The sequence below is a fragment of the Clavibacter michiganensis genome, assembly GCF_016907085.1.
In the GTDB taxonomy this organism is placed as follows: Bacteria; Actinomycetota; Actinomycetes; order Actinomycetales; family Microbacteriaceae; genus Clavibacter; species Clavibacter michiganensis_O.
Window position 1 is genome coordinate 1,811,579 of sequence record NZ_JAFBBJ010000001.1, and the last position, 20,840, is coordinate 1,832,418.

Consider the following 20,840-nt stretch of genomic DNA (forward strand, 5'->3'; position numbering starts at 1 on the left):
GGGGCTAGATGGCGAGGCGCTCCGTGACGAGGGCCGCCAGCTCCTGGGCGTGCCGCTCGGCGGTCGCCTGGTCGGCGGCCTCCACCATCACGCGGATCATGGGCTCGGTGCCCGAGGCGCGCATGAGGATCCGGCCGGTGTCGCCGAGCTCGGCCTCCGCGCGCGCGACGGCGGCGTTCAGCTCGGCGTCGTCGCCCACGCGCTCGCGGTCGACGCCGCGCACGTTGATCATCACCTGCGGGTAGACGGTCATCACCGAGGCGAGCTCGTGCAGGCTCCTCCCCGTCGCCGCCATCTCGCCGAGCAGCTGGATGCCCGTGAGGATCCCATCGCCCGTCGTCGCGTGCTCCGCGATGACGAGGTGCCCGGACTGCTCGCCGCCGAGCGAGTAGCCGCCCTCGTTCATGGCCTCGAGCACGTAGCGGTCGCCGACGCGCGTCTGCAGCACCGTGATGTCGTTCTCGGCCATGGCGATGCGGAGGCCGAGGTTGCTCATGACGGTCGCGACGAGCGTGCGCTCCGCCAGCAGGCCGCGACGGGCCATGGAGAGCGCGAGGACGGCCATGATCTGGTCGCCGTCGATGATCGCGCCCGTGTGGTCGACCGCGAGGCAGCGGTCCGCGTCGCCGTCGTGCGCGATGCCCACGTCGGCGCCGTGCGCGAGGACGGCCTCGGCCAGCAGGTCGAGGTGCGTGGACCCGACCCGGTCGTTGATGTTCATGCCGTCGGGGTCGTTGCCGATGACGGTGACGCGCGCGCCCGCGTCCGTGAAGACCTCGGGGCTGATGCCCGCGGCGGCGCCGTGCGCGCAGTCGAGGACCACGTGGATCCCGTCGAGCCGGTGCTGCAGCGTGCCGAGCAGGTGGAGGACGTAGCGGTCCTCGGCGTCCGCGAAGCGGCGGATGCGGCCGACGTCGGCTCCCGTGGGGAGCAGGACGGGCTGGCTCAGCTGCGCCTCGATGCGGTCCTCGAGCTCGTCGGCGAGCTTCCGTCCGCCCGCGGCGAAGAACTTGATCCCGTTGTCGGGAGCGGGGTTGTGCGACGCGGAGATCATCACGCCGAAGTCGGCGTCGAAGTCCGCGATGAGGTACGCCGTGGCCGGCGTCGGGATGACCCCGGCGTCGAACACGTCGACGCCGGAGCTCGCGAGGCCGGCGGCCACGGCCGCCGCGATGAACTCGCCGGACACCCGGGGATCCCGGGCGACGACCGCGACGGGTCGTCGTCCGGAATCCCGGGCGTCCTGGCCGAGCACGTGCGCGGCGGCCTGGGCCAGGCGCAGGGCGAGGTCCGCGGTGATGGTCTCGCCGTTGGCGAGTCCGCGGACGCCGTCCGTGCCGAAGAGCCGGGGCATGGCTGCCGGTGTGCCCGAGCGCCTTAGCGCTTCGAGAACTGGGGCGCCTTGCGGGCCTTCTTGAGTCCGGCCTTCTTGCGCTCCTTGACGCGCGCGTCGCGGCTGAGGAAGCCGTTCTTCTTGAGCGTGGCGCGGTTGTTCTCCTCGTCGATCTCGTTGAGGGCGCGGGCGATGCCGAGGCGCAGGGCGCCGGCCTGGCCGGAGGGGCCACCGCCGGAGATGCGCGCGACGACGTCGTAGCTGCCGAGGAGGTCGAGCACCTTGAACGGGTCGTTCACGAGCTGCTGGTGCAGCTTGTTGGGGAAGTAGTCCGCGAACTCACGGCCGTTGACCGTGATCGAGCCGGAGCCGGGGACGAGGCGCACGCGGGCGATGGCCTGCTTGCGTCGTCCGACGGCGCCGCCGGACACGTTGAGGACCGCGCGGGGGGCCTTGGGGGCCTCCTCGTTCGGGGTCTCGGTCGAGAAGCTCTCGGGAGCCACGTCGAGGGAGTCTGAGATCTGAGCCACTGGGTTCGATTCCTTCTGAGGTCTTTGGTCGTCGCTGTCGGCAGCCGGAGCTACTGAGCGACCTGGCCGAGGGTGTACGGGGTGGGCTGCTGAGCAGCGTGGGGGTGCTCGGGGCCCGCGTAGACCTTGAGCTTCTTCAGCTGCGCCGCACCCAGCGAGTTCTTCGGCAGCATGCCGCGGATGGCCTTCTCGACCGCGCGCGTGGGGTGCTTCTCGAGCATCTCGACGTAGGTGGTGGCCGTGAGGCCGCCCGGGTAGCCGGAGTGGCGGTAGGCCAGCTTCTTCTCGAGCTTCTGGCCCGTGAGCGCCACCTTCTCGGCGTTGACGATGATCACGAAGTCGCCCATGTCCATGTGGGGGGCGAACGTGGCCTTGTGCTTGCCGCGCAGGAGCGCGGCGGCGTGGCTGGCGAGACGGCCGAGGACGATGTCCGTGGCGTCGATGACGACCCAGTCGTGCTGGACCTCACTGGCCTTGGGGGAATAGGTGCGCGTCATTGATCTGACTGCCTTCTTTTCGAGGTGAGATGGTCGTGGATCCCGCTCCGTGGGCGTTCTGACGAGAACGCATCCGGTGGAGGGCTCAACCTTGTACGTCGCCGCGCGCATGCGCGCAGACAACCGGTTCAGAGTACGCGATCCCGGGCGATCAGGCAATCCCGGGCGTGTCGCGGATGCGGGCCAGGTCGCGAGCGGCCGCCGCGGCGCCTTCGACGATCGCGTCCACCTCGTGCGCCGCGCGCCGATTCCGGGTGATCGCGTTCCGCGCCGCGAGCTCCGCGTCGGGCGGGTAGCCCACCCGCTCGAGCACCAGTCCGCGCGCCGGCATCACGGTGAACTCGCTCGTGCGCTCGCGGAGCTCGAGCAGCTCGCGGAGCCGGGCGACGCCGACGCGTCCGGACGCCGCGGCGACGCATGCGCCCACGAGCGCGCGCACCATGCTGTGGCAGAAGGCATCCGCGCGGACGACCGCCTCGAGCGCGCCGTCGGCCGCGCGGGTCCACGTCAGCTCCTGCAGCGTGCGGATGGTCGACGCCCCCTCGCGCGGCTTGCAGTACGCGGCGAAGTCGTGGAGGCCGAGGAGGGCGTCGGCCGACTCCTGCAGCACGGCGGCGTCCAGCGCGACCGGGACCTCGACGGTGCGGTGCCGCTGCAGGGGGTCGCGGGGGCCGGAGGCGTCGGAGATCCGGTAGCGGTACGCCCGCCAGGTCGCGGAGAAGCGCGCGTCGAACCCGTCGGGCGCGGGGGCGCAGTCGAGGACGACGACGTCGGACCTGGCGCCGAGCACGCCGTTCATCCGGCGCGCGAGGGCCGCGGCGGCGCGCGCGACCGAGGGGACGTGCGGCTCCTCCCCCGCGGCGGCATCGGCGGCGCGGCCCCGCGGCGCCCGGTCGAGGGACGCGATCTGCGCCTCCGTGAGGTCGAGGTGCGCGACCTGGCCGGTCGCGTGCACGCCCGCGTCGGTCCGCCCGGCGACGACGAGCGTCGGCGCGGGCGGCGTCCGGGCGAGCAGCTGCGCGAGCGCGTCCTCGAGGGCGCCCTGCACGGTGCGCAGCCCGGGTTGCTTCGCCCAGCCGGCGAACCCCGTGCCGTCGTACGCGACGTCGATCCGGAGGCGCGTGCCGGCGGGCTCCGTCCCGTCGACGTCGGTCATCGGGCGGCGGATCCCCGCGGACGCGTCATGCCGACCTCGCGCTCGTAGACCGCAGTTCGGCTCGACTGCGTGAACCCGAGGTGCTCGTACAGGTCGAGCGCGCCCGTGGGGCTGTCGGAGTCGACGTCGAGCACGGCGCGCTGGACGCCCTCGACGCGGAACCCCGCGAGGGCGGCGGACAGCAGCGCCTGCGCGAGCCGGCGCCCGCGGAACTCCCGGCGAACCCCGACGAGGGCGATGTAGGCGGACGTGTAGCCGGCCCGCTCCCAGTTCTCCGGCGTGACCTCCGCCATCGCGAATCCGGCCACGACGGCGTCCTCGCCGTCGCCCGTCACCGCGATCACCGAGAGGTCGTCGCGCGCGGTCGGCAGGGAGAGGAACGCCTCCCAGCGCTCGACGCTGATGGGCTCGGATCCCCAGTGGTCGCGGAACACGTCGTTCTTGGCGAGGCGCGTGCGCTCCCACCACTCGCGCGTGACGGGGATCAGCCGCAGGCCCTCGGGCGCCGGCACGTCGGGCAGCTCCGTCTGGAGGTCGCGGTGCATCTCGATGAAGTAGCGGCTGGGCGTGAAGCCGCGCGAGGTCGCGAGGGCGGTCGCGCCGGCGGAGTCGTCGGGGAACTCGATGCCCATGCGGGTGGGCACGGGATCCTCGACGTGGTCCGCGGGCTGGGCGACCTCGAGCGCCTGGGTGGCCCGGGCGATCTGCCAGTCGAGCAGGCGCGCGCCGATGCCGCGACGGCGGAGGTCGGGCCGGACGCCGCCGGAGATGTGGCCGCGCACGACGCTCTCGTCGTCGGGCTTGACGATCGCGGAGCCCTCGGCCGCCAGACGGCCCTCCGCATCGACGGCGACGATCGCGTCCCGTGCCAGGTCGACGTAGGAGAACCCCAGGGACATGGCGACCTCGTCGCGGGTGGCGCGGTACTCCGGGTGGTCGGCGTCGGCCACGAGGCCCGCTAGCTCGACGAGCGCGTCGACGTCCTCATGCGCCATGGCGCGCCAGGTGATCCCGTCGGGTCCCTCCGGCAGCGGGATGGGAGCGGTGGAGGAGGGATCGTCCGGCAGGGTCGTGCTCGTGTCGGTCATCCGTCCAGGGTACCGGGGCCCGCGCGGCCGCCCCAGGCCCAGCCGGACGCACGAGAGCCCCCGACGCGCAGGGCGCCGGGGGCTCTCGGGATGGTGCGGTGCTGCTACTTGTCGGACTTCTCCGCGGCGTCGGCCTCGACCTCGGCGGCGGCCTCGTCGGTCGTCTCCGCGGGGGTCGCGTCGGTGTGCTCGACGGCGTCGGTCTCCTCGACGGGGACCTCGGGCTCCTCCGCGGGCGCCTCGGCGACCGGAGCAGCGGCGGCCGGAGCCGTCGCGGTGGAGGTGCGCGAGGAGCGCACCTTCGGGGTCACGGGCTCGAGCACGAGCTCGATCTGCACCATGGGGGCGTTGTCGCCCTTGCGGAAGCCGAGCTTCGTGATGCGGGTGTAGCCGCCGTCGCGCTCGGCGACGAGGGGCGCGATCTCCGTGAAGAGCTCGTGCACGACGCTCTTCGAGGGGATGATCCCCATGACGCGGCGGCGGGCGTGCAGGTCGCCGCGCTTGGCGAACGTCACGAGGCGCTCCGCGACGGGACGCAGGCGCTTGGCCTTCGTCTCGGTCGTCTTGATGGACTTGTGCTCGAAGAGGCTCTGGGCCAGGTTCGCGAGCATGAGGCGCTCGTGCGCCGGGCCGCCTCCGAGGCGGGGACCCTTGGTGGGCTTGGGCATGGTCTTGTCTCCGTAAGTGTCGAAAGAAGGCGTACGGCCGAGGCCGGACGGATCAGTTGGTGGTGGTCTCGTCCTCGTCGTAGCTGTAGTAGTGCGCGCCGTCGAAGCCGGGGACGGCGTCCTTCAGCGACAGACCGAGCTCGACCAGCTTGTCCTTGACCTCATCCACCGACTTCTGTCCGAAGTTGCGGATGTTCATGAGCTGCGTCTCCGAGAGGGCGACGAGCTCGCTGACGTTGTTGATGCCCTCGCGCTTGAGGCAGTTGTACGACCGGACCGAGAGGTCGAGGTCCTCGATGGGCATCGACAGCTCGGAGCTGAGGACGGCGTCGACCGGCGCGGGGCCGATCTCGATGCCCTCGGCGGCCGAGTTGAGCTCGCGCGCCAGGCCGAACAGCTCGGTGAGCGTGCGACCGGCGGACGCGATGGCGTCGCGCGGCGTGATGGCCGACTTGGTCTCGACGTCGACCACGAGGCGGTCGAAGTCGGTGCGCTCGCCGGCACGGGTGGCCTCGACGCGGTAGGTGACCTTGAGCACGGGCGAGTAGATCGAGTCGACCGGGATCTGGCCGGCCTCGCTGAACTCGCTGCGGTTCTGGGTCGCCGAGACGTAGCCGCGGCCGCGCTCGATCGTGAGCTCCAGCTCGAACTTCGCCTTCTCGTTGAGCGTGGCGATGACGAGCTCGGGGTTGTGGATCTCGACGCCGGCCGGGGCCGAGATGTCGGCGGCCGTGACCTGGCCCGCACCCTGCTTGCGCAGGTACGCGGTGATCGGCTCGTCGTGCTCGCTGGAGACGACGAGGCCCTTGATGTTGAGGATGATCTCGGTCACGTCCTCCTTCACGCCGGGGACGGTGCTGAACTCGTGCAGCACGCCGTCGATCCGGATGCTGGTGACGGCCGCGCCGGGGATGGACGAGAGGAGCGTGCGGCGGAGCGAGTTGCCGAGCGTGTAGCCGAAGCCGGGCTCGAGCGGCTCGATGACGAACCGCGAGCGGAACTCCGAGATGGACTCCTCGGTGAGGGTGGGGCGCTGCGCAATGAGCACTGTGTTGTTTCCTTTCGGCGAGGCGTCCGCTATATGACGCCTGCGATGCCCCCCGGGTGGCGGCCCGGGCGGGTAGTGAATTGGTCGATCGGACACACGGCGGATCGGCCGACGCCGTCCCCTCCTGGTGGAGCGGGACGGCAGCGGCCGATCAGCGCGAGCTAGACGCGGCGGCGCTTGGGCGGGCGGCAGCCGTTGTGCGCCTGCGGGGTGACGTCGTTGATCGAGCCCACCTCGAGGCCGGCGGCCTGGAGCGAGCGGATCGCGGTCTCGCGGCCGGAGCCGGGTCCCTTGACGAACACGTCGACCTTCTTCATGCCGTGCTCCTGCGCCTGGCGGGCGGCCGACTCGGCGGCGAGCTGCGCGGCGAACGGCGTCGACTTGCGCGAGCCGTTGTAGCCGACGACGCCCGAGGACGCCCAGCTGATGACGGCACCGGTCGGGTCCGTGATCGAGACGATGGTGTTGTTGAAGGTGCTCTTGATGTGGGCCTGGCCCACGGCGATGTTCTTCTTGTCCTTGCGGCGCGGCTTGCGAACGGCCGACTTGGGTGCTGCCATGGAATTCTCCTGTGTCTACGGGTGGCGAGGCGCGGGCCGAGGGCCTAGCGCGCCTTCTTCTTGCCGGCTACGGTGCGCTTCGGGCCCTTGCGGGTGCGAGCGTTGGTCTTCGTGCGCTGCCCGTGGACAGGGAGGCCGCGGCGGTGGCGGATGCCCTCGTAGCTGCCGATCTCGACCTTGCGTCGGATGTCGGCGGCCACCTCGCGGCGGAGGTCGCCCTCCACCTTGAAGTTCCCGTCGATGTAGTCGCGGAGGGCGATGAGCTGGTCGTCGCTCAGGTCCTTGACGCGGATGTTCTTGTCGATGCCGGTGTCCTCGAGGGTCTTGACGCTCGAGGTGCGGCCGACGCCGTAGATGTACGTGAGTGCGATCTCGACGCGCTTGTCGCGCGGGAGGTCGACGCCTGCTAGACGTGCCATTGAGGCTTCTCCTGGTGATGGGTGGAGGTCTGCAGCAGAGCCTGTGCATCGGCCTCCGACCGATGGTGTCCCCCGGATCCCTCAGGATCCCGGCTTCCGGCGCTGCTGTCGTTCTTCTTCAGGTGGTGCGGTGGTGCCGTGCGGTCGTGCTGACTAGCCCTGGACCTGCTTGTGGCGCGGGTTGTCGCAGATGACGCGCACGCGGCCGTTGCGTCGGATGACCTTGCACTTCTCGCAGATCCTCTTGACGCTGGGGTTGACCTTCATGATGCTTCCTTGCTTTCGTTCTCGCTGGCCTCGTGCCGCCGCGGATGCGGGGCCGTTCCTTGTGCAGCAGGCCTACTTGTAGCGGTAGACGATCCGGCCGCGGGTGAGGTCGTACGGGCTCAGCTCCACGATCACGCGGTCCTCGGGGAGGATGCGGATGTAGTGCTGACGCATCTTGCCCGAGATGTGGGCGAGGACCTTGTGCCCGTTGCTCAGCTCAACGCGGAACATCGCGTTCGGCAGAGCTTCGACAACTCCGCCTTCGATCTCGATGACGCCGTCTTTCTTGGCCATATACTCACTGTCGCTAGAGGTGGTGTCTGCTGTTCGTGCGGATGCGCATCATGGTGAGACGCAGATGCCGAGCACGCCGGGAGGCGGCCGAGCACCAAGGGTCGAGAGTACGGCATCCCCGGGCGTGTCGCAATTCTCCCCGCGTGTCGCGGGCGGATCCGCGGATCCTGCGCTAGCGGGACGCACGACGGGCCGGACGGTCGCCCGTCCGGCCCGTGCCCGTGCTGCTGCCGCTGTACCGGCTAGGCCCGGTGGCGCGGGGCGCTGCGGCGGTCGGCCTGCGCGGCATCGACGACGGCGACGAGGTCGGCGGTCAGCGGGTGCTGGTCGTCGAGGCCCGTCACGCGGCGCACGAGGTCGGCGGCCGTGTCCGTCGCGAGGAGCCCCTGCAGCTCGAGCGCCTGCGGGTCGCCCGCCGGGTCGAAGCGGAGCGCCTGTCCCATCGCGCGCACCAGGGCGTCGTGCGGCAGCCCGCGCTCGGCGAGCTGCGACGCGGGACCCACGAAGCGCTCCTCGCGGGAGAGCTTGCGGAGCGGCTGGCGGCCGACGCGCTCGACGGTGTCCGCGAGCGCCGCGTTGGCGAAGCGCGCGAGGTTCTTCTGGCGGTACGCCGCCTGCTCGGCCTCGTCGAGGCCGTGCTTCGCGACGAGCAGCGCGCTGGTCTCCTCGAGCACCCGACGCACCTCGTCGGCGACCTCGGGGATCGCCATCGCGTCCGACTGGCTCACGGCGCCGCGCGCGTAGCCGTGGTACGCGACGGTGGCGTGGCCGGTGTTCACCGTGAAGAGCTTGCGCTCGATGTAAGGCGCTAGGTCGTCGACGAACGTGGCGCCCGAGATCTCGGGAACGGCGTCGCCGAACGGCGTGCGCTCCACGACCCACTCCGAGAAGTCCTCGACGGTCACGTCGAGGCCCGCGGCGGGATCCTGGTTCGGCACGATGCGGTCGACGGCCGTGTTCGCGAAGACAGCGCGGTCGAGGGCGTCCGTCTCGTCGCCGAGGGCCTTCTCGATCTCGGCGCGCAGGGTGTCCGTCGCGTTGATCGCGTTCTCGCACGCCATGACGGCGACGGGCCCGAGGTCGGCGGAGCGCGCGCGGAGGCCCGCGGCGATCGCCGGCGCGACGAAGCGGAGGATGTTGGGGCCCACCGCGGTGGTCACGACGTCGGCCGTCGCGATCTCGGCGATGAGCGCCTCGCCGTCCGCCGCGCTGTCGATCGCGCGGAAGCCCGTGACGGTCCAGTCGCGCGCGTCCGGGCCGACCTCGGTGACGCGGTAGGAGTCGGCGGAGGCCAGGTGCCCGATGAGCTCGGCGTTGACGTCGGCGAACACGACCTCGTAGCCGGCCTCGTGCAGGATCAGCCCGACGAAGCCGCGGCCGATGTTGCCGGCGCCGAAGTGGACGGCCTTCACGCCTCGTTCACCTCGGCCAGGAGGGCGTACAGCGCCTCGGCGTCGGGGGCGTCGACGAGCTTCTGCACCTCGTCGTCGTCGCTGAAGATGATGGCGATCTTGCTGAGGATGTCCAGGTGGCCGTTGTCCTTGCCGGCGATGCCGACGACGAAGCGCACCTCGTTGCCCGCCCAGTCGATGGGGGTGTCGTAGCGCACGAAGGAGAGCGCCGAGTCGAGGATCGTGTCCTTGCCCTCGTTGGTGCCGTGCGGGATGGCGAGGAGGTTGCCCATGTAGGTGGAGACGCTCTTCTCGCGCTCGAGCATGTACCCCTGGTACTCGGGGGTGACGGCGCCCGCGGCGACGAGGATGCCCGCCGCCTCGGCGATGGCCTCCTCGACGGAGGACGCGGTGCCTCCGACGCGGATCTGGGCGGGTTCGAGGACGTTCGACATGGTGCTCCTGACGTGTGTGCGTGGTGCGGGGGCCGGGCCGTGCCTTCCAGCATGGCCTGGCCCCCGCGAGTGCGGCGGTGCGGGGTCCGCCGCTGCGGCGGACCGGGTGATCAGCTGTCCGAGCGCTGCTTCCGGACCAGCTCCACGATCTCGTCGTAGCGCGGCGAGTTCATGAAGTTGTCGACCGAGACGTGCTCGGACGACGGGCTCTTCTGGCGGGCGCGGTCGGTGAGCTCGCGCTGCGTGATCACGAGGTCGGCCGTGCCGTCGAGGGCCGCGATCGCCTTGTTGACGACCGTGACCTCGGTGAGGCCGGCCTTCTTCATCTTGTTGCGGAGGACCGAGGCGCCCATGGCGGACGAGCCCATGCCGGCGTCGCAGGCGAACACGATGTCCTGGATACGGGTGGCCGTGGCCGTGCCGCCCTCGGAGCCCGTGGCGTTCGCGCCGTCGGCGAGGCCGCCGACCGTGCCCGCGGTGCCGGTCTCGGCGCCGAGGCCCGACAGGATCGAGGACTCCTTGCCCTTGTTGGCCTGCGTCGCGGCGACCGCGGCGCCGAAGTCGCCGTCGGACTTCTTGCCGGTGCGGAGGATGACCGCCGCGATGACGAAGGTGACGGCCGCCGAGATGAGGACCGAGAGGATCACGCCGGGGAAGCTGTTGCGCTCGGTCTGGCCGAGCACGGCGATGATGCTGCCGGGCGAGGCCGGACCGCGGAGGCCGGAGCCGAACGCGACGTTCGTCGCGACGCCCGAGGCGCCACCCGCGATGACCGCGAGGAACAGGAGCGGCTTGGACAGCACGTACGGGAAGTAGATCTCGTGGATGCCGCCGACGAACTGGATGAGGATCGCGCCGGGGGCGGTGCTGCGGGCGACGCCCGCGCCGAAGATCGTGAACGCGAGGAGGACGCCGAGGCCCGGGCCGGGGTTCGCCTCGAGCAGGAACAGGATGCTCTTGCCCGTGCGGGTCGCCTCCTCGGTGCCGAGGGGGGTGAGGATGCCCTGGTTGATGGCGTTGTTGAGGAACAGGACCTTGGCGGGCTCGATCACGATGCTCGTGAGGGGCAGCAGGCCGTTGTCGACGAGGAACCCGACGCCGCCGCCGAGGACCGACGTGATGCCGCGGATCACCGGGGTGAGGCCGAAGTAGGCGCCGATCGCGAAGATCGCGCCGAGGATGCCGGCGGAAAAGTTGTTGACGAGCATCTCGAAGCCGGGGCGGATCCGGTCGATCCAGAGGCGCTCGATGACCTTCAGCAGGTACGCCGCGAGCGGGCCCGTGATCATGGCGCCGAGGAACATCGGGCTGCCGCCGTCGAAGTACGGGGTACCCACCGTGCCGACGATGACGCCCATGGTCGCGATGCTCGCGACCACGCCGCCGCGCGCGTCGTAGACCATGCGGCCTCCGGTGTTGGCGATGAGCAGCGGGAGGAGGAAGTACAGCACGGGCGCGACGAGGCCGGCGAGCTGCTCGTTGGGCAGGTAGCCGTCCGGGATGAACAGGGCCGTGAGCAGGCCCCAGGCGATGAACGCCGCGATGTTCGGCATGATCATGCCGCTGAGGAACGTGCCGAACTTCTGCACGCCGAGCCGCACGGACTGTCCCGTGCTGCGGGTGGGTGACGTCGTCGTCATGGGGGTGGTGCTCCTGTCGTGGTGGTGGCGGGCCTGCTGCGGCCCGCCGTGCTGCGGTGAGGGGATGTGCGGTGGTGCGGTGGTGCGGTGGAGAGGGCCGTGCGGGTCGGTGGTGCGGGTCAGACGGTGACGGGCGCCGACGCCGCGGTGACCGCGGCGCGCGCCTCGACGGCGCTGTCGGCGGCGAGGGCGACGGCGGCCAGGGCCTCCGCCTCCTCGCGCGTGTGGAGGGCGAGCTCGGCGCGCACGTCGGCGAGGGCCGCGGGCGACATCGAGAGGCTGGTGGCGCCGAGGCCGACGAGCACGACGGCGAGGAGCGGGTCGGCCGCGGCCTCGCCGCAGATGCCCACCGGCTTGCCGAGCGCGCGGCCCGCGGTGCCGACCTCCTGCACGAGGCGGAGGACGGCGGGGTGCCACGGGTCCTGGAACGCGGCCACGGATCCCAGCAGCCGGTCGGCCGCGAGCGTGTACTGCGTCAGGTCGTTGGTGCCGATGCTCGCGAAGTCGGCGTTGGCGAGGATCCGGTCGGCGAGGAGCGCGGAGGACGGCACCTCCACCATCACGCCGACGGTCTTCAGGCCGAGCTCGCGGCCGAGCGCCGTGAAGTAGCGCGCCTCCTCGACGGTGGAGACCATGGGCGCCATGACCCACAGGTCGGCCTCGGTGGCGGCGTCGGCCTGCGCGAGCGCGGTGAGCTGGTCGCGGAGGATCTGCTCGTTCGCCCGCAGCGCGCGGAGGCCGCGGAGCCCGAGGGCCGGGTTCTCCTCGTCGGCGTCGTTGAGGAAGCTCAGCGGCTTGTCGGCGCCGGCGTCGAGCGCGCGGACGACGACCTTCTGCCCGGGGAACGCCTCGAGCAGGCGCGTGTAGTGCGCGCGCTGCTCGTCGACGGTCGGCGCGCTCGTGGCGTCGAGGAAGAGGAACTCGGTGCGGAAGAGGCCGACGCCCTCGGCGCCCTTCTCGACCGCGTCGGCCGCGCCGTCGGCGGATCCGAGGTTGGCGAGCAGCGGGATCGCGGTGCCGTCGGCGAGCGCGCCGGGGCCGGTGGGCAGGTCGACGCGCGCCTTCCTCGCCGCGATGGCGTCGCGCGCGGCGGACTCCTCCTCCGGCGTGGGCGCGACGGTGACGGCGCCCGTGAGCGCGTCGACCACGACGGTCTCGCCGTCGGCGAGGTCCTTCGCCTCGGCCACGCCGACGACCGCGACGATCGCCTTCTCGCGGGCGAGGATCGCCGTGTGCGAGGTGGGTCCGCCGTCGGTCGTGATGAGGGCGAGGACCTTGTCGAGGTCGAGGAGCGCGGTGTCGGCGGGCGCGAGGTCGCGCGCGACAAGGACGAACGCGTGGTCGGGATCCGGCACGCCGGGGGCGGCGACGCCCTGCAGGTGCGCGACGACGCGCTGCGAGACGTCGTCGAGGTCGGTGGCGCGCTCGCCCATGTAGCCGCCCATGCTGAGGAGCAGGTCGCGGAAGCCGGCGAAGGCCTCGTGCACGGCGCGCTCGGCCGTGCGGCCGGTCGCGAGACGCGCGGTGATGTCGTCGACGAGGGTCGGGTCCTCGGCCATGAACGCCTGCGCCTCGAGGACGTCCTTCGCGGCGCCGCCGGCCTTCTCCCCGCGGATGCGGATGTCGGCGGCCGTCGCGGCGAGCGACGCGCTCACGCGGATGCGCTCCTCGTCGGCGGTCAGGGCGCTCGGGGTGTCGGCGGGCTCGGGCAGCGGGTCGGGCATCCGGATGACGGGTCCGACGGCGGATCCCCGGCCGATGCCGATGCCGTTCAGGGTGCGGGAGCTCATGCGGCGTCCAGGTCGGACTCGAGGAGCGTCGCGAGGTCGGTGACGACCTGCTCGGCGTTCTCGCCCTCGGCGGAGACGACGACCTCGTCGCCCGTGTCGACGCCCAGGGAGATCACGCCGAGGATGCTCGCGGCGTTGACGCTGCGGTCGCCCTTGGCGAGCTGCACGGGGATCCCGGCCTTCGCGGCGGCCTGCGTGAACAGCGAGGCGGGGCGGGCGTGCAGCCCGTGCGACGAGGCGATGGTGACGGTGCGTTCTGCCATGGTGGCTCCTTCGGTCGGCCCCGTCGTCGGGGCCCTGGTGGGCGGTCGTCGTGCGGTCGTGCGGGTCGTGCGGTGTCGGCGCGGGCGCCGGTGATCAGGCGACGGGCGGGGATCCGCCGAGGGGACGGCCGTGCAGTCCCGGCGCGCGGCGGAGCGAGCGGGCGCCCTGGCGCATGGCGGCGAGGGCCCGGTCGAGCGCGGCCCGCGCGCCCTCGGGACGCGCGGCGTCGGCGTCGAGGAGCACCGCGGTCGCGCCCTCGTCGGCGGCGGCCTCGCGCACGGCGTCGAGGCGGTCGGCGAGGTGGGCGCCGAGGAGGACGACGTCCATGCCGGCGGCGTCGAGGCGCACCTGGTCGAGGGATCCGGCGACCGCCTCGATCTCGAGCCCGTCGGCCTCGGCGAGCGCGCGGAGGCGCTGGGCGAGGAAGGTGCTGGATGCGCCGGAGCCGCAGACGACGAGGATCCTCCCGGTCATGCTGTGCCTCCTCGCGTCGTCGCTGGTCGTCCCATCGTGCTCCGCGGGAGGTCGCCGGTGCCAGCAGATCCGCTTCCGCGGGGTAGGAAGACGAGGCCGGCGGGCGCTCCCGCGGGCTTCTCGGGCGGGTGCGGATGGTTGACTCGTCTCCGAGAGCGGCAGGCTCCGTCCGCCGCCCGGGGACGCGCGCCGCCGCGCAGGGAGACGACCATGCTGAGCGAGAACCAGGAGCGGCTGCTGGACTACCTGTCCACGGCCGACCGCTGGGTCGAGGCCGGCGAGCTCGCGGACCGGCTCGGGGTCACCACGCGCAGCGTCCGCAACTACGTCACGGCCGTGCGGGAGCGCTCGACCGTGGCCATCGCCTCCTCCCCCGACGGCTACCGGATCGACGCCGGCAGCTACGCCCGCCACCTCGGGACGCGCTCGGGCGGCGACCCGCAGGGCACGCCTCGCGACCGCCTGCACGCCCTCGTCCGCCGCCTCGGCGACGCGCCCGCCGGCCTCGACGTCTTCGCGCTCGCGGACGAGCTGCACGTGAGCGAGTCCACGGTCGAGGCCGACCTCCGCAAGGTGCGCGCGCTCGTCGAGGACGCGGGTCTCGCCCTCCGCCGCACCGGATCCGCCGTCGTGCTCGAGGGCTCGGAGCGCGACTTCCGCCGGCTGCTGTCGCGCATGTTCCGCGACGAGAGCGCGCAGGGCTTCCTGCCGCTCGAGACCGTGCAGCGGGAGTTCGCGTCCGACTCGCTCCGCGCGTTCAAGACGGACCTCGTCCGCGAGCTGACCGCGGGCGGCTTCTTCGTCAACGAGTACGGCGTCGACAACGTGCTGCTGCACGTGGCGATCGCGGTCGACCGGCTGACGCGGGCGCCGCGGCGGACGGACTCGGGCGCGGATCCCGTCATGGACGACGCGCTCGACGACACGCACGAGCATGCGGCCTCCGTCGACGCGGCGACGGCCGCGCCCTCCCCCGACCCCACCGCCCTCGCGATCCGCGCCGTGCTGGCCCGTCTCCTCGACGCCCACTTCGACGTGCCGGTGCCCGCCGGCGACGTCGCCTACCTCGCGCTCCTCGTCCGCACGCGCGTCGTCACCCCCGGCAACGAGCAGTCGCTGGCCACCGTGATGCGCGAGCACGTCGTCGAGAGCGACCTCGACGTCGTGCGCGCCATCGTGCGCCGCGTGAAGCAGGAGTACCTGGTCGACCTCGAGGACGAGGACTTCACGGTGCGCTTCTCGCTGCACCTCGGCAACCTCGTCGCCCGCGCCGCCGACCGCTCCTTCTCCCGCAACCCGCTGGCCCGCTCCATCAAGACCTCCTACCCGATGACGTACGAGATAGCGGTGTTCATCGCGAGCGAGGTGCAGCGGCGACGCGGGATCGCGATCAACGACGACGAGATCGCGTACATCGCCCTGCACGTCGGATCCCACCGGGAGCGCGTCGCCCGGCGCGACGACCGGGTCGCGTGCGCGCTCGTGTGCCCGAACTACTACGACCTGCACCAGATCATGCGGCAGCGCATCGAGCAGGCGCTCGGGGCCGACATCAGCGTGGACGCGGTGGTCACGCGCACCGACGTCGACGCGGGCGCCCTCGGCGTGCAGCTCGTGATCGACGCCACCGGCACGCGTCCGCCCGGCGATGACGTCGTGGTGGTCCAGCCCCTGCCGACGCCCGACGACATCGAGGCGATCCGCCGGGCCGTCGCCCGCGTCCGCCGGCACGCGCGCCGCAGCTCCATGAAGCACGACCTGCTCCGCTTCCTCGACGAGTCGCTGTTCTTCCGCGACCTGCACGCGCCCGACGAGGAGGCGGTGATCCGGCTCCTCGGCCAGCGGATGGTGGAGCAGGGCATCATCGAGCCCGAGTACATCGACGGCGCCATCGAGCGCGAGCGCCTGTCGTCGACGGCGTTCACCGACACGCTCGCGGTGCCGCACTCGCTCGCCATGACCGCGCACCGGACCGCCATCGCCATCGTGGTCAACGACGAGGCGATGCAGTGGGGCGGCAACCGCGTGCACGTCGTCGCGCTCGTGGCATTCAGCGCGAGCGGACGCACGAGCTTCCAGCACGTCTTCGACCAGTTCGTCGAGGTGTTCTCCGACCACCGCGACGTGCAGGCGATCATGCGGGCGTCGGGATCGCACGGCTCCTTCATCGAGGAGCTCGTGCACGTCATGGACACCTGACCGGGCGAACCGCGCGGGCGTCCGGCCGGATCAGGCGGGCGCGGAGATCAGGGCGCGACGGGCGTGACGCCGAGCGGCACGAGGCGCGACGCCCCGCCGTCGGCGAGCGTGAGCACCCAGATCCCGCGGGCGTGCACCGCGACCGAGTGCTCCCAGTGCGAGGCCATGCTGCCGTCGACCGTGGCCACGGTCCAGTCGTCGTCGAGGACGCGCGTCTCCGCCTCGCCGTCGGTGATCATCGGCTCGATCGCGACGACGAGCCCGGGCTTCACCGCGGGGCCCTTGCCGCGCACGCGGTAGTTGAACACCGGCGGATCCTCGTGCATGCTCCGGCCGATGCCATGGCCGGTGTAGTCCATGACGATGCCGAAGGCGCCTGCCGCCTCGACGCTCTCCTCGACGGCCTCGCCCACCTCGTTGAGGTGCGACGCGGTCGCGAGCCGGGCGATGCCCGCCCAGAGCGAGTCCTCGGTGACGCGGGACAGCCGCTCGCGGGCCTCGACGACGTCGGGGCGCGCGGGATCCGGCACGACGACCGTCATGGCCGAGTCGCCGTTCCAGCCGTCGATCTCCGCGCCGCTGTCCACCGAGACGATGTCGCCCGGCTGCAGCACGCGGTCGCCGGGGATGCCGTGGACGACCTCGTCGTTGACGGAGACGCACACCGTGTGGCGGTACCCCGGCACGAGCTGGAAGTTGGAGTGGCCGCCGAGCGCGCGGATCGCGGCGTCGGCTGCCGCGTCGAGCTCGCCCGTCGTGACGCCCGGGGCGATGAGCTCGCGCACGGCGTCGAGCGACGCGGCGGTCGCGAGGCCGGGCGCGACCATGCGGCGGATCTCGTCCGGGGTCTTGTAGATCCCCGGCGTGCGACGGAGCGCGCCCATGGCGCTACGCGCGGCCGGCGTCGGAGGAGGGACGGACGCCGCGACCCGCGAGGGCGGTGCGGATGCGCTCGGCGACCTCGTCGACCTCGCCCAGCCCGTCGACCTCGACGAGCAGCCCGCGACCGCGGTACACGTCGATGAGGGGGCTCGTCTCGCGGACGTAGACCTCCTGGCGGTGCCGGATCTCGTCCTCGCCGTCGTCGGCGCGCCCCTGCTCGGCCGCGCGGCGGGTGAGGCGCGAGACGACCTCCTCCTCGTCGGCGACGAGCTGGATCACGGCGTCGAGCTCCTGGCCCCAGCCCTGCAGCAGCTCCTCCAGGTACGCGACCTGGTCGAGCGTGCGCGGGTAGCCGTCGAGCAGGAAGCCCCCCTGCGCGTCCTCCTCCTGGAGGCGCGCGGTGACGAGGCTGTTGGTGAGCTCGTCGGGGACGTAGTTGCCCGCGTCCACGAGCGCCTGCACCTGCTGGCCGAGCTCCGTGCCGTCCTTGATGTTCTGGCGGAAGATGTCGCCGGTGGAGATGTCGGGGATGCCGTGCTCCGCCGCGATGCGCTTCGCCTGCGTGCCCTTGCCCGCGCCGGGAGGGCCGACGATCAGGAGCCGGGTCACTTGAGCAGCCCCTCGTAGTGCCGCTGCTGCAGCTGCGAGTCGATCTGCTTCACCGTCTCGAGGCCGACGCCGACCACGATCAGGATGCTCGCGCCGCCGAACGGGAAGTTCTGGTTCGCGCCGACGAGCGACAGGGCGATGAGCGGCAGGAGCGCGATGAGGCCGAGGTACAGCGAGCCCGGCAGCGTGATGCGCGTGAGCACGTAGTCGAGGTACTCGGCCGTCGGGCGTCCCGCGCGGATGCCGGGGATGAAGCCGCCGTACTTCTTCATGTTGTCGGCGACCTCCTCCGGGTTGAAGGTGATGGCGACGTAGAAGTACGTGAAGCCGACGATGAGGAGGAAGTACATCGCCATGTAGAGCGGGTGGTCGCCCGTCGTGAGGTTGTCGGTGATCCACTGCACCCACGGCGCCGGCGGCTGGCCGACGGGCGGCTGGTTGAACTGCGCGACGAGCGCGGGCAGGTACAGCAGCGACGACGCGAAGATGACGGGCACGACGCCGGCCATGTTCACCTTGATGGGGATGTAGGTGTTGTTGCCGCCGTAGGTGCGGCGCCCGACCATGCGCTTGGCGTACTGAACGGGGATGCGGCGCTGCGACTGCTCGACGTAGACGACGGCGGCGACGACGAGGAGCCCGACGGCGATCACCAGGAGGAAGACCTCCCAGCCGCGGCTCTGCTGGATCGCGATGAGCGAGGTCGGGAACGCGGCCGCGACCGACGTGAAGATGAGGAGCGACATGCCGTTGCCGATGCCGCGCTCGGTGATGAGCTCGCCCATCCACATGATGAGGCCGGTGCCGGCGGTCATCGTGATGACCATGAGCATGATCGCGTACCAGGCGTCGTTCGTGACGAGCTGCGTGCAGGCGCTGACGTTGGTCTGGCCGAAGAGCGCACCGCTGCGCGCGACCGTGATGAGCGTCGTGGACTGGAGCACCGCGAGGGCGATCGTGAGGTAGCGCGTGTACTGCGTGAGCTTGGCCTGGCCGGACTGGCCCTCCTTGTAGAGGGTGTCGAAGTGCGGGATGACCACGCGGAGCAGCTGGACGATGATCGACGCCGTGATGTACGGCATGATGCCCAGCGCGAAGATGGAGAGCTTCAGCAGCGCCCCGCCGCTGAAGAGGTTGACGAGCTCGTAGAGGCCCGAGGTGCCCTGGTTGGCCGCGAGGCACGACTGCACGTTGGCGAAGTCGACGAACGGCGCCGGGATGAAGGATCCGAGGCGGAAGAGGGCGATGATGCCCAGCGTGAACCCGATCTTGCGACGCAGATCGGGGGTGCGGAAGATCCTGACGACGGCGCTCAACACGGAGGGTGTCCTGCTTTCTGTGGGAGGTCCGCCGGGAGGCGGGGGTCGGGCCGACCCGATGCGGCCCCAGGTGCCGGCAGGGGCGGTCGGTTTCCCGACCGCCCCTGCCGTTGCGTCCTGAAGTGCTACTTGACGGAGCCGCCTGCTGCGACGATCTTCTCCGCAGCGGAGCCGGAGACCTTGTCGACAGCAACCGTCAGCTTAACCGAGATGTCGCCGTCCCCGAGGACCTTGACCTTCTCGTTCTTGCGCACGGCACCCTTGGCGACCAGGTCGCTCGTGGTGACGTCGCCGCCGTCGGGGTAGAGCACGGCGAGCTTCTCCAGGTTCACGACCTGGTACTCGACGCGGAACGGATTCTTGAACCCGCGGAGCTTCGGGGTGCGCATGTGCAGCGGCATCTGCCCACCCTCGAAGCCGACGCGGACCGTGTAGCGGGCCTTCGTGCCCTTGGTGCCACGACCCGCGGTCTTGCCCTTCGAGCCCTCACCGCGGCCGACACGCTGGCGTGCCTTCTTGGCCCCGGCGGCGGGACGGAGGTGGTGGACCTTGAGGACCTGCTCGCGCTTGACCGTCTCCGTCTGGCCGACCGTGGTCGTCTCAGCGGAAGCGGCGGCGGCCGCAGGGGCCTTCGCGGTCTTCTTCGGTGCGGCCTTGGGCGCCTTCACGGGCGTCTCGGCCGACTCGTTCTTCTCAGCCATCAGTCGATCTCCTCCACCTTGACCAGGTGCGCCACGGTGTTCACGTACCCGCGGTTCTGGGCGTTGTCCTCACGGACCACCACGGCACCGATGCGACGGAGCCCGAGGCTCCGCAGGGTGTCGCGCTGGTTCTGCTTCTCGCTGATCTTGGACTTGATCTGCGTCACTCGGAGCTGAGCCATCAGACACCTGCCTTCGCGTCGGCCTCGGCACGCTGGGCGCGGAGGATGCGGGCCGGGACGACCTGCTCCAGCTCGAGCCCACGACGGGCTGCGACGGCGCGCGGCTCCTCGAGCTGCTTGAGCGCCTCGACCGTGGCGTGCACGATGTTGATCGTGTTCGACGAGCCGAGCGACTTGCTCAGCACGTCGTGGATGCCGGCGCACTCGAGCACCGCGCGGACGGGGCCACCGGCGATGACGCCGGTACCCGCGGACGCGGGGCGCAGGAGGACGACTCCGGCGGATGCCTCACCCTGCACGGCGTGCGGGATCGTCAGGCCGATGCGGGGGACGCGGAAGAAGTTCTTCTTCGCCTCCTCGACGCCCTTGGAGATGGCGGTCGGGACCTCGCGGGCCTTGCCGTAGCCGACGCCCACCAGTCCGTTGCCGTCTCCGACGATCACGAGCGCGGTGAAGCTGAAGCGACGACCGCCCTTGACGACCTTGGACACGCGGTTGATGGTGACGACGCGCTCCAGGAACTGGCTCTTGTCGGCATCACGGCCACCGCGGCTGTCGCGGCCGCCCTGGTTCCGGTCGCGTCCGCCACGACGGCCCTCACGGCCCTCGTTCTGCGCGGGTGCGGTGGACGCCGCGGTCTCGACGGGCGTCTCCGCCACTGCCACGACCTCGGGCTCCTTGTTGTTGTTCTCGGCTGCGCTCACAGGCTCAGACCACCCTCTCGAGCTCCTTCGGCGATGGCCGCGACGCGTCCTGCGTAGCGGTTGCCACCACGATCGAATACGACGCTCTCCACGCCGGCCGCCTTGGCGCGCTCGGCGACGAGCTCGCCGACCTTGCGCGACTTGGCGGTCTTGTCGCCGTCGAACGTGCGCATGTCGGCCTCGAGGGTCGACGCGGACGCGACGGTGTGACCACGGCTGTCGTCGACGACCTGCACGAAGACGTGACGGGCCGAACGGGTGACGACCAGGCGCGGACGCAGCTCGGTGCCCTCGACCTTCTTGCGCAGGCGTGCGTGCCTGCGGCCGCGGGCGGCGGACTTGCTTTTTCCTCTAACTCCGAGAGCCATGA

The 20,840-nt window shown here is 71.6% G+C and carries 25 protein-coding genes; 1 reads left to right on the forward strand and 24 read right to left on the reverse strand.

Annotation, left to right across the window (positions count from 1 at the left end; translation table 11 throughout):
- Positions 1-4: 4 nt before the first annotated feature.
- From glmM to JOE38_RS08340, 17 genes are all read right to left on the reverse strand, one after another.
- A complete protein-coding gene (gene glmM, locus JOE38_RS08260; RefSeq protein WP_204575687.1) occupies positions 5-1,354 on the reverse strand; it encodes a phosphoglucosamine mutase in 1,350 nt (449 codons plus the stop codon).
- A 23-nt stretch (positions 1,355-1,377) separates the two neighbouring features.
- Positions 1,378-1,863, reverse strand: a complete 486-nt coding sequence (gene rpsI, locus JOE38_RS08265) for a 30S ribosomal protein S9 (RefSeq protein WP_043668864.1) — start codon at positions 1,861-1,863, stop codon at positions 1,378-1,380.
- A gap of 50 nt (positions 1,864-1,913) precedes the next feature.
- Positions 1,914-2,360, reverse strand: coding sequence for a 50S ribosomal protein L13 (rplM, locus tag JOE38_RS08270; RefSeq protein ID WP_012039269.1), 447 nt, complete (start codon positions 2,358-2,360; stop codon positions 1,914-1,916).
- 151 nt (positions 2,361-2,511) lie between these two features.
- Positions 2,512-3,516 (reverse strand): tRNA pseudouridine(38-40) synthase TruA, encoded by a 1,005-nt coding sequence (gene truA / locus JOE38_RS08275; protein ID WP_204575688.1) that lies wholly within the window; start codon positions 3,514-3,516, stop codon positions 2,512-2,514.
- Positions 3,513-4,604 (reverse strand): GNAT family N-acetyltransferase, encoded by a 1,092-nt coding sequence (locus JOE38_RS08280; protein ID WP_239544782.1) that lies wholly within the window; start codon positions 4,602-4,604, stop codon positions 3,513-3,515. The genes truA and JOE38_RS08280 overlap by 4 nt, the downstream gene beginning before the upstream one ends.
- Positions 4,605-4,708: 104 nt before the next feature.
- On the reverse strand, positions 4,709-5,272 hold the full coding sequence (rplQ, locus tag JOE38_RS08285) for a 50S ribosomal protein L17 (protein WP_204575689.1): 564 nt from the start codon (positions 5,270-5,272) through the stop codon (positions 4,709-4,711).
- Positions 5,273-5,324: 52 nt separating this feature from the next.
- On the reverse strand, positions 5,325-6,320 hold the full coding sequence (locus JOE38_RS08290; RefSeq protein ID WP_012039273.1) for a DNA-directed RNA polymerase subunit alpha: 996 nt from the start codon (positions 6,318-6,320) through the stop codon (positions 5,325-5,327).
- A gap of 161 nt (positions 6,321-6,481) precedes the next feature.
- Positions 6,482-6,880, reverse strand: coding sequence for a 30S ribosomal protein S11 (gene rpsK / locus JOE38_RS08295; RefSeq protein ID WP_012039274.1), 399 nt, complete (start codon positions 6,878-6,880; stop codon positions 6,482-6,484).
- Between the two features lie 44 nt (positions 6,881-6,924).
- Entirely contained in the window at positions 6,925-7,299 is a 375-nt protein-coding gene (gene rpsM / locus JOE38_RS08300; RefSeq protein WP_015491172.1) for a 30S ribosomal protein S13, read from the reverse strand.
- A 153-nt stretch (positions 7,300-7,452) separates the two neighbouring features.
- Complete coding sequence (rpmJ, locus tag JOE38_RS08305) at positions 7,453-7,566, reverse strand: 50S ribosomal protein L36 (protein ID WP_012039276.1); 114 nt, start codon at positions 7,564-7,566, stop codon at positions 7,453-7,455.
- Positions 7,567-7,638: 72 nt separating this feature from the next.
- Positions 7,639-7,860 (reverse strand): translation initiation factor IF-1, encoded by a 222-nt coding sequence (infA, locus tag JOE38_RS08310; RefSeq protein ID WP_012039277.1) that lies wholly within the window; start codon positions 7,858-7,860, stop codon positions 7,639-7,641.
- Between the two features lie 242 nt (positions 7,861-8,102).
- Entirely contained in the window at positions 8,103-9,272 is a 1,170-nt protein-coding gene (locus JOE38_RS08315; protein ID WP_204575690.1) for a mannitol-1-phosphate 5-dehydrogenase, read from the reverse strand.
- A complete protein-coding gene (locus JOE38_RS08320) occupies positions 9,269-9,706 on the reverse strand; it encodes a PTS sugar transporter subunit IIA (RefSeq protein ID WP_204575692.1) in 438 nt (145 codons plus the stop codon). Before JOE38_RS08320 ends, JOE38_RS08315 begins: the two co-directional genes overlap by 4 nt.
- A gap of 110 nt (positions 9,707-9,816) precedes the next feature.
- Positions 9,817-11,346 carry a PTS mannitol transporter subunit IICB gene (locus JOE38_RS08325; protein WP_204575694.1) on the reverse strand — a complete coding sequence of 510 codons (1,530 nt, stop codon included), beginning with the start codon at positions 11,344-11,346 and terminating at the stop codon, positions 9,817-9,819.
- Positions 11,347-11,465: 119 nt separating this feature from the next.
- Positions 11,466-13,136 carry a phosphoenolpyruvate--protein phosphotransferase gene (ptsP, locus tag JOE38_RS08330; RefSeq protein ID WP_204575696.1) on the reverse strand — a complete coding sequence of 557 codons (1,671 nt, stop codon included), beginning with the start codon at positions 13,134-13,136 and terminating at the stop codon, positions 11,466-11,468.
- Positions 13,133-13,399 (reverse strand): HPr family phosphocarrier protein, encoded by a 267-nt coding sequence (locus JOE38_RS08335; RefSeq protein ID WP_012039282.1) that lies wholly within the window; start codon positions 13,397-13,399, stop codon positions 13,133-13,135. The genes ptsP and JOE38_RS08335 overlap by 4 nt, the downstream gene beginning before the upstream one ends.
- Positions 13,400-13,493: 94 nt before the next feature.
- Positions 13,494-13,874, reverse strand: coding sequence for a PTS sugar transporter subunit IIB (locus JOE38_RS08340; protein ID WP_204575698.1), 381 nt, complete (start codon positions 13,872-13,874; stop codon positions 13,494-13,496).
- A gap of 210 nt (positions 13,875-14,084) precedes the next feature.
- Here JOE38_RS08340 and JOE38_RS08345 point away from each other — a divergent pair, with 210 nt between their 5' ends.
- Entirely contained in the window at positions 14,085-16,073 is a 1,989-nt protein-coding gene (locus tag JOE38_RS08345) for a BglG family transcription antiterminator (protein WP_204575700.1), read from the forward strand.
- A 47-nt stretch (positions 16,074-16,120) separates the two neighbouring features.
- Here the strand turns inward: JOE38_RS08345 and map are convergent, their stop codons facing one another.
- The 7 genes from map to rplR form a co-directional block, all read right to left on the reverse strand.
- The gene (map, locus tag JOE38_RS08350) at positions 16,121-16,957 is read right to left on the reverse strand and encodes a type I methionyl aminopeptidase (protein WP_204575701.1); all 837 of its coding nucleotides are present in this window, start codon (positions 16,955-16,957) and stop codon (positions 16,121-16,123) included.
- Positions 16,958-16,961: 4 nt separating this feature from the next.
- Positions 16,962-17,564 carry an adenylate kinase gene (locus JOE38_RS08355; RefSeq protein WP_204575703.1) on the reverse strand — a complete coding sequence of 201 codons (603 nt, stop codon included), beginning with the start codon at positions 17,562-17,564 and terminating at the stop codon, positions 16,962-16,964.
- Positions 17,561-18,883: a preprotein translocase subunit SecY gene (secY, locus tag JOE38_RS08360; protein ID WP_012039287.1), complete on the reverse strand. Its 1,323-nt coding sequence runs from the start codon at positions 18,881-18,883 to the stop codon at positions 17,561-17,563. Before secY ends, JOE38_RS08355 begins: the two co-directional genes overlap by 4 nt.
- 125 nt (positions 18,884-19,008) lie before the next feature.
- Positions 19,009-19,584 carry a 50S ribosomal protein L15 gene (gene rplO, locus JOE38_RS08365; RefSeq protein ID WP_015491182.1) on the reverse strand — a complete coding sequence of 192 codons (576 nt, stop codon included), beginning with the start codon at positions 19,582-19,584 and terminating at the stop codon, positions 19,009-19,011.
- On the reverse strand, positions 19,584-19,766 hold the full coding sequence (gene rpmD / locus JOE38_RS08370; protein WP_012039289.1) for a 50S ribosomal protein L30: 183 nt from the start codon (positions 19,764-19,766) through the stop codon (positions 19,584-19,586). The genes rplO and rpmD overlap by 1 nt, the downstream gene beginning before the upstream one ends.
- A complete protein-coding gene (gene rpsE / locus JOE38_RS08375) occupies positions 19,766-20,431 on the reverse strand; it encodes a 30S ribosomal protein S5 (RefSeq protein WP_012039290.1) in 666 nt (221 codons plus the stop codon). The genes rpmD and rpsE overlap by 1 nt, the downstream gene beginning before the upstream one ends.
- A 35-nt stretch (positions 20,432-20,466) precedes the next feature.
- Positions 20,467-20,838 carry a 50S ribosomal protein L18 gene (rplR, locus tag JOE38_RS08380; protein WP_012039291.1) on the reverse strand — a complete coding sequence of 124 codons (372 nt, stop codon included), beginning with the start codon at positions 20,836-20,838 and terminating at the stop codon, positions 20,467-20,469.
- Positions 20,839-20,840: the final 2 nt, after the last annotated feature.

What these genes read in the sequence shown, in the direction of transcription:
- JOE38_RS08280 (WP_239544782.1), bottom strand. Translation starts at nt 4,604, where the DNA reads ATGACCGACACGAGCACGACCCTGCCGGACGATCCCTCCTCCACCGCT.
- infA (WP_012039277.1), bottom strand. Translation starts at nt 7,860, where the DNA reads ATGGCCAAGAAAGACGGCGTCATCGAGATCGAAGGCGGAGTTGTCGAA.
- JOE38_RS08325 (WP_204575694.1), bottom strand. Translation starts at nt 11,346, where the DNA reads ATGACGACGACGTCACCCACCCGCAGCACGGGACAGTCCGTGCGGCTC.
- rplR (WP_012039291.1), bottom strand. Translation starts at nt 20,838, where the DNA reads ATGGCTCTCGGAGTTAGAGGAAAAAGCAAGTCCGCCGCCCGCGGCCGC.
- map (WP_204575701.1), bottom strand. Translation starts at nt 16,957, where the DNA reads ATGGGCGCGCTCCGTCGCACGCCGGGGATCTACAAGACCCCGGACGAG.
- glmM (WP_204575687.1), bottom strand. Translation starts at nt 1,354, where the DNA reads ATGCCCCGGCTCTTCGGCACGGACGGCGTCCGCGGACTCGCCAACGGC.
- JOE38_RS08345 (WP_204575700.1), top strand. Translation starts at nt 14,085, where the DNA reads ATGCTGAGCGAGAACCAGGAGCGGCTGCTGGACTACCTGTCCACGGCC.
- rplQ (WP_204575689.1), bottom strand. Translation starts at nt 5,272, where the DNA reads ATGCCCAAGCCCACCAAGGGTCCCCGCCTCGGAGGCGGCCCGGCGCAC.
- JOE38_RS08340 (WP_204575698.1), bottom strand. Translation starts at nt 13,874, where the DNA reads ATGACCGGGAGGATCCTCGTCGTCTGCGGCTCCGGCGCATCCAGCACC.
- rpsM (WP_015491172.1), bottom strand. Translation starts at nt 7,299, where the DNA reads ATGGCACGTCTAGCAGGCGTCGACCTCCCGCGCGACAAGCGCGTCGAG.
- rpmD (WP_012039289.1), bottom strand. Translation starts at nt 19,766, where the DNA reads ATGGCTCAGCTCCGAGTGACGCAGATCAAGTCCAAGATCAGCGAGAAG.
- rpsK (WP_012039274.1), bottom strand. Translation starts at nt 6,880, where the DNA reads ATGGCAGCACCCAAGTCGGCCGTTCGCAAGCCGCGCCGCAAGGACAAG.
- truA (WP_204575688.1), bottom strand. Translation starts at nt 3,516, where the DNA reads ATGACCGACGTCGACGGGACGGAGCCCGCCGGCACGCGCCTCCGGATC.
- rpmJ (WP_012039276.1), bottom strand. Translation starts at nt 7,566, where the DNA reads ATGAAGGTCAACCCCAGCGTCAAGAGGATCTGCGAGAAGTGCAAGGTC.
- ptsP (WP_204575696.1), bottom strand. Translation starts at nt 13,136, where the DNA reads ATGAGCTCCCGCACCCTGAACGGCATCGGCATCGGCCGGGGATCCGCC.
- JOE38_RS08335 (WP_012039282.1), bottom strand. Translation starts at nt 13,399, where the DNA reads ATGGCAGAACGCACCGTCACCATCGCCTCGTCGCACGGGCTGCACGCC.
- rplO (WP_015491182.1), bottom strand. Translation starts at nt 19,584, where the DNA reads ATGGCTGAGAAGAACGAGTCGGCCGAGACGCCCGTGAAGGCGCCCAAG.
- JOE38_RS08320 (WP_204575692.1), bottom strand. Translation starts at nt 9,706, where the DNA reads ATGTCGAACGTCCTCGAACCCGCCCAGATCCGCGTCGGAGGCACCGCG.
- rplM (WP_012039269.1), bottom strand. Translation starts at nt 2,360, where the DNA reads ATGACGCGCACCTATTCCCCCAAGGCCAGTGAGGTCCAGCACGACTGG.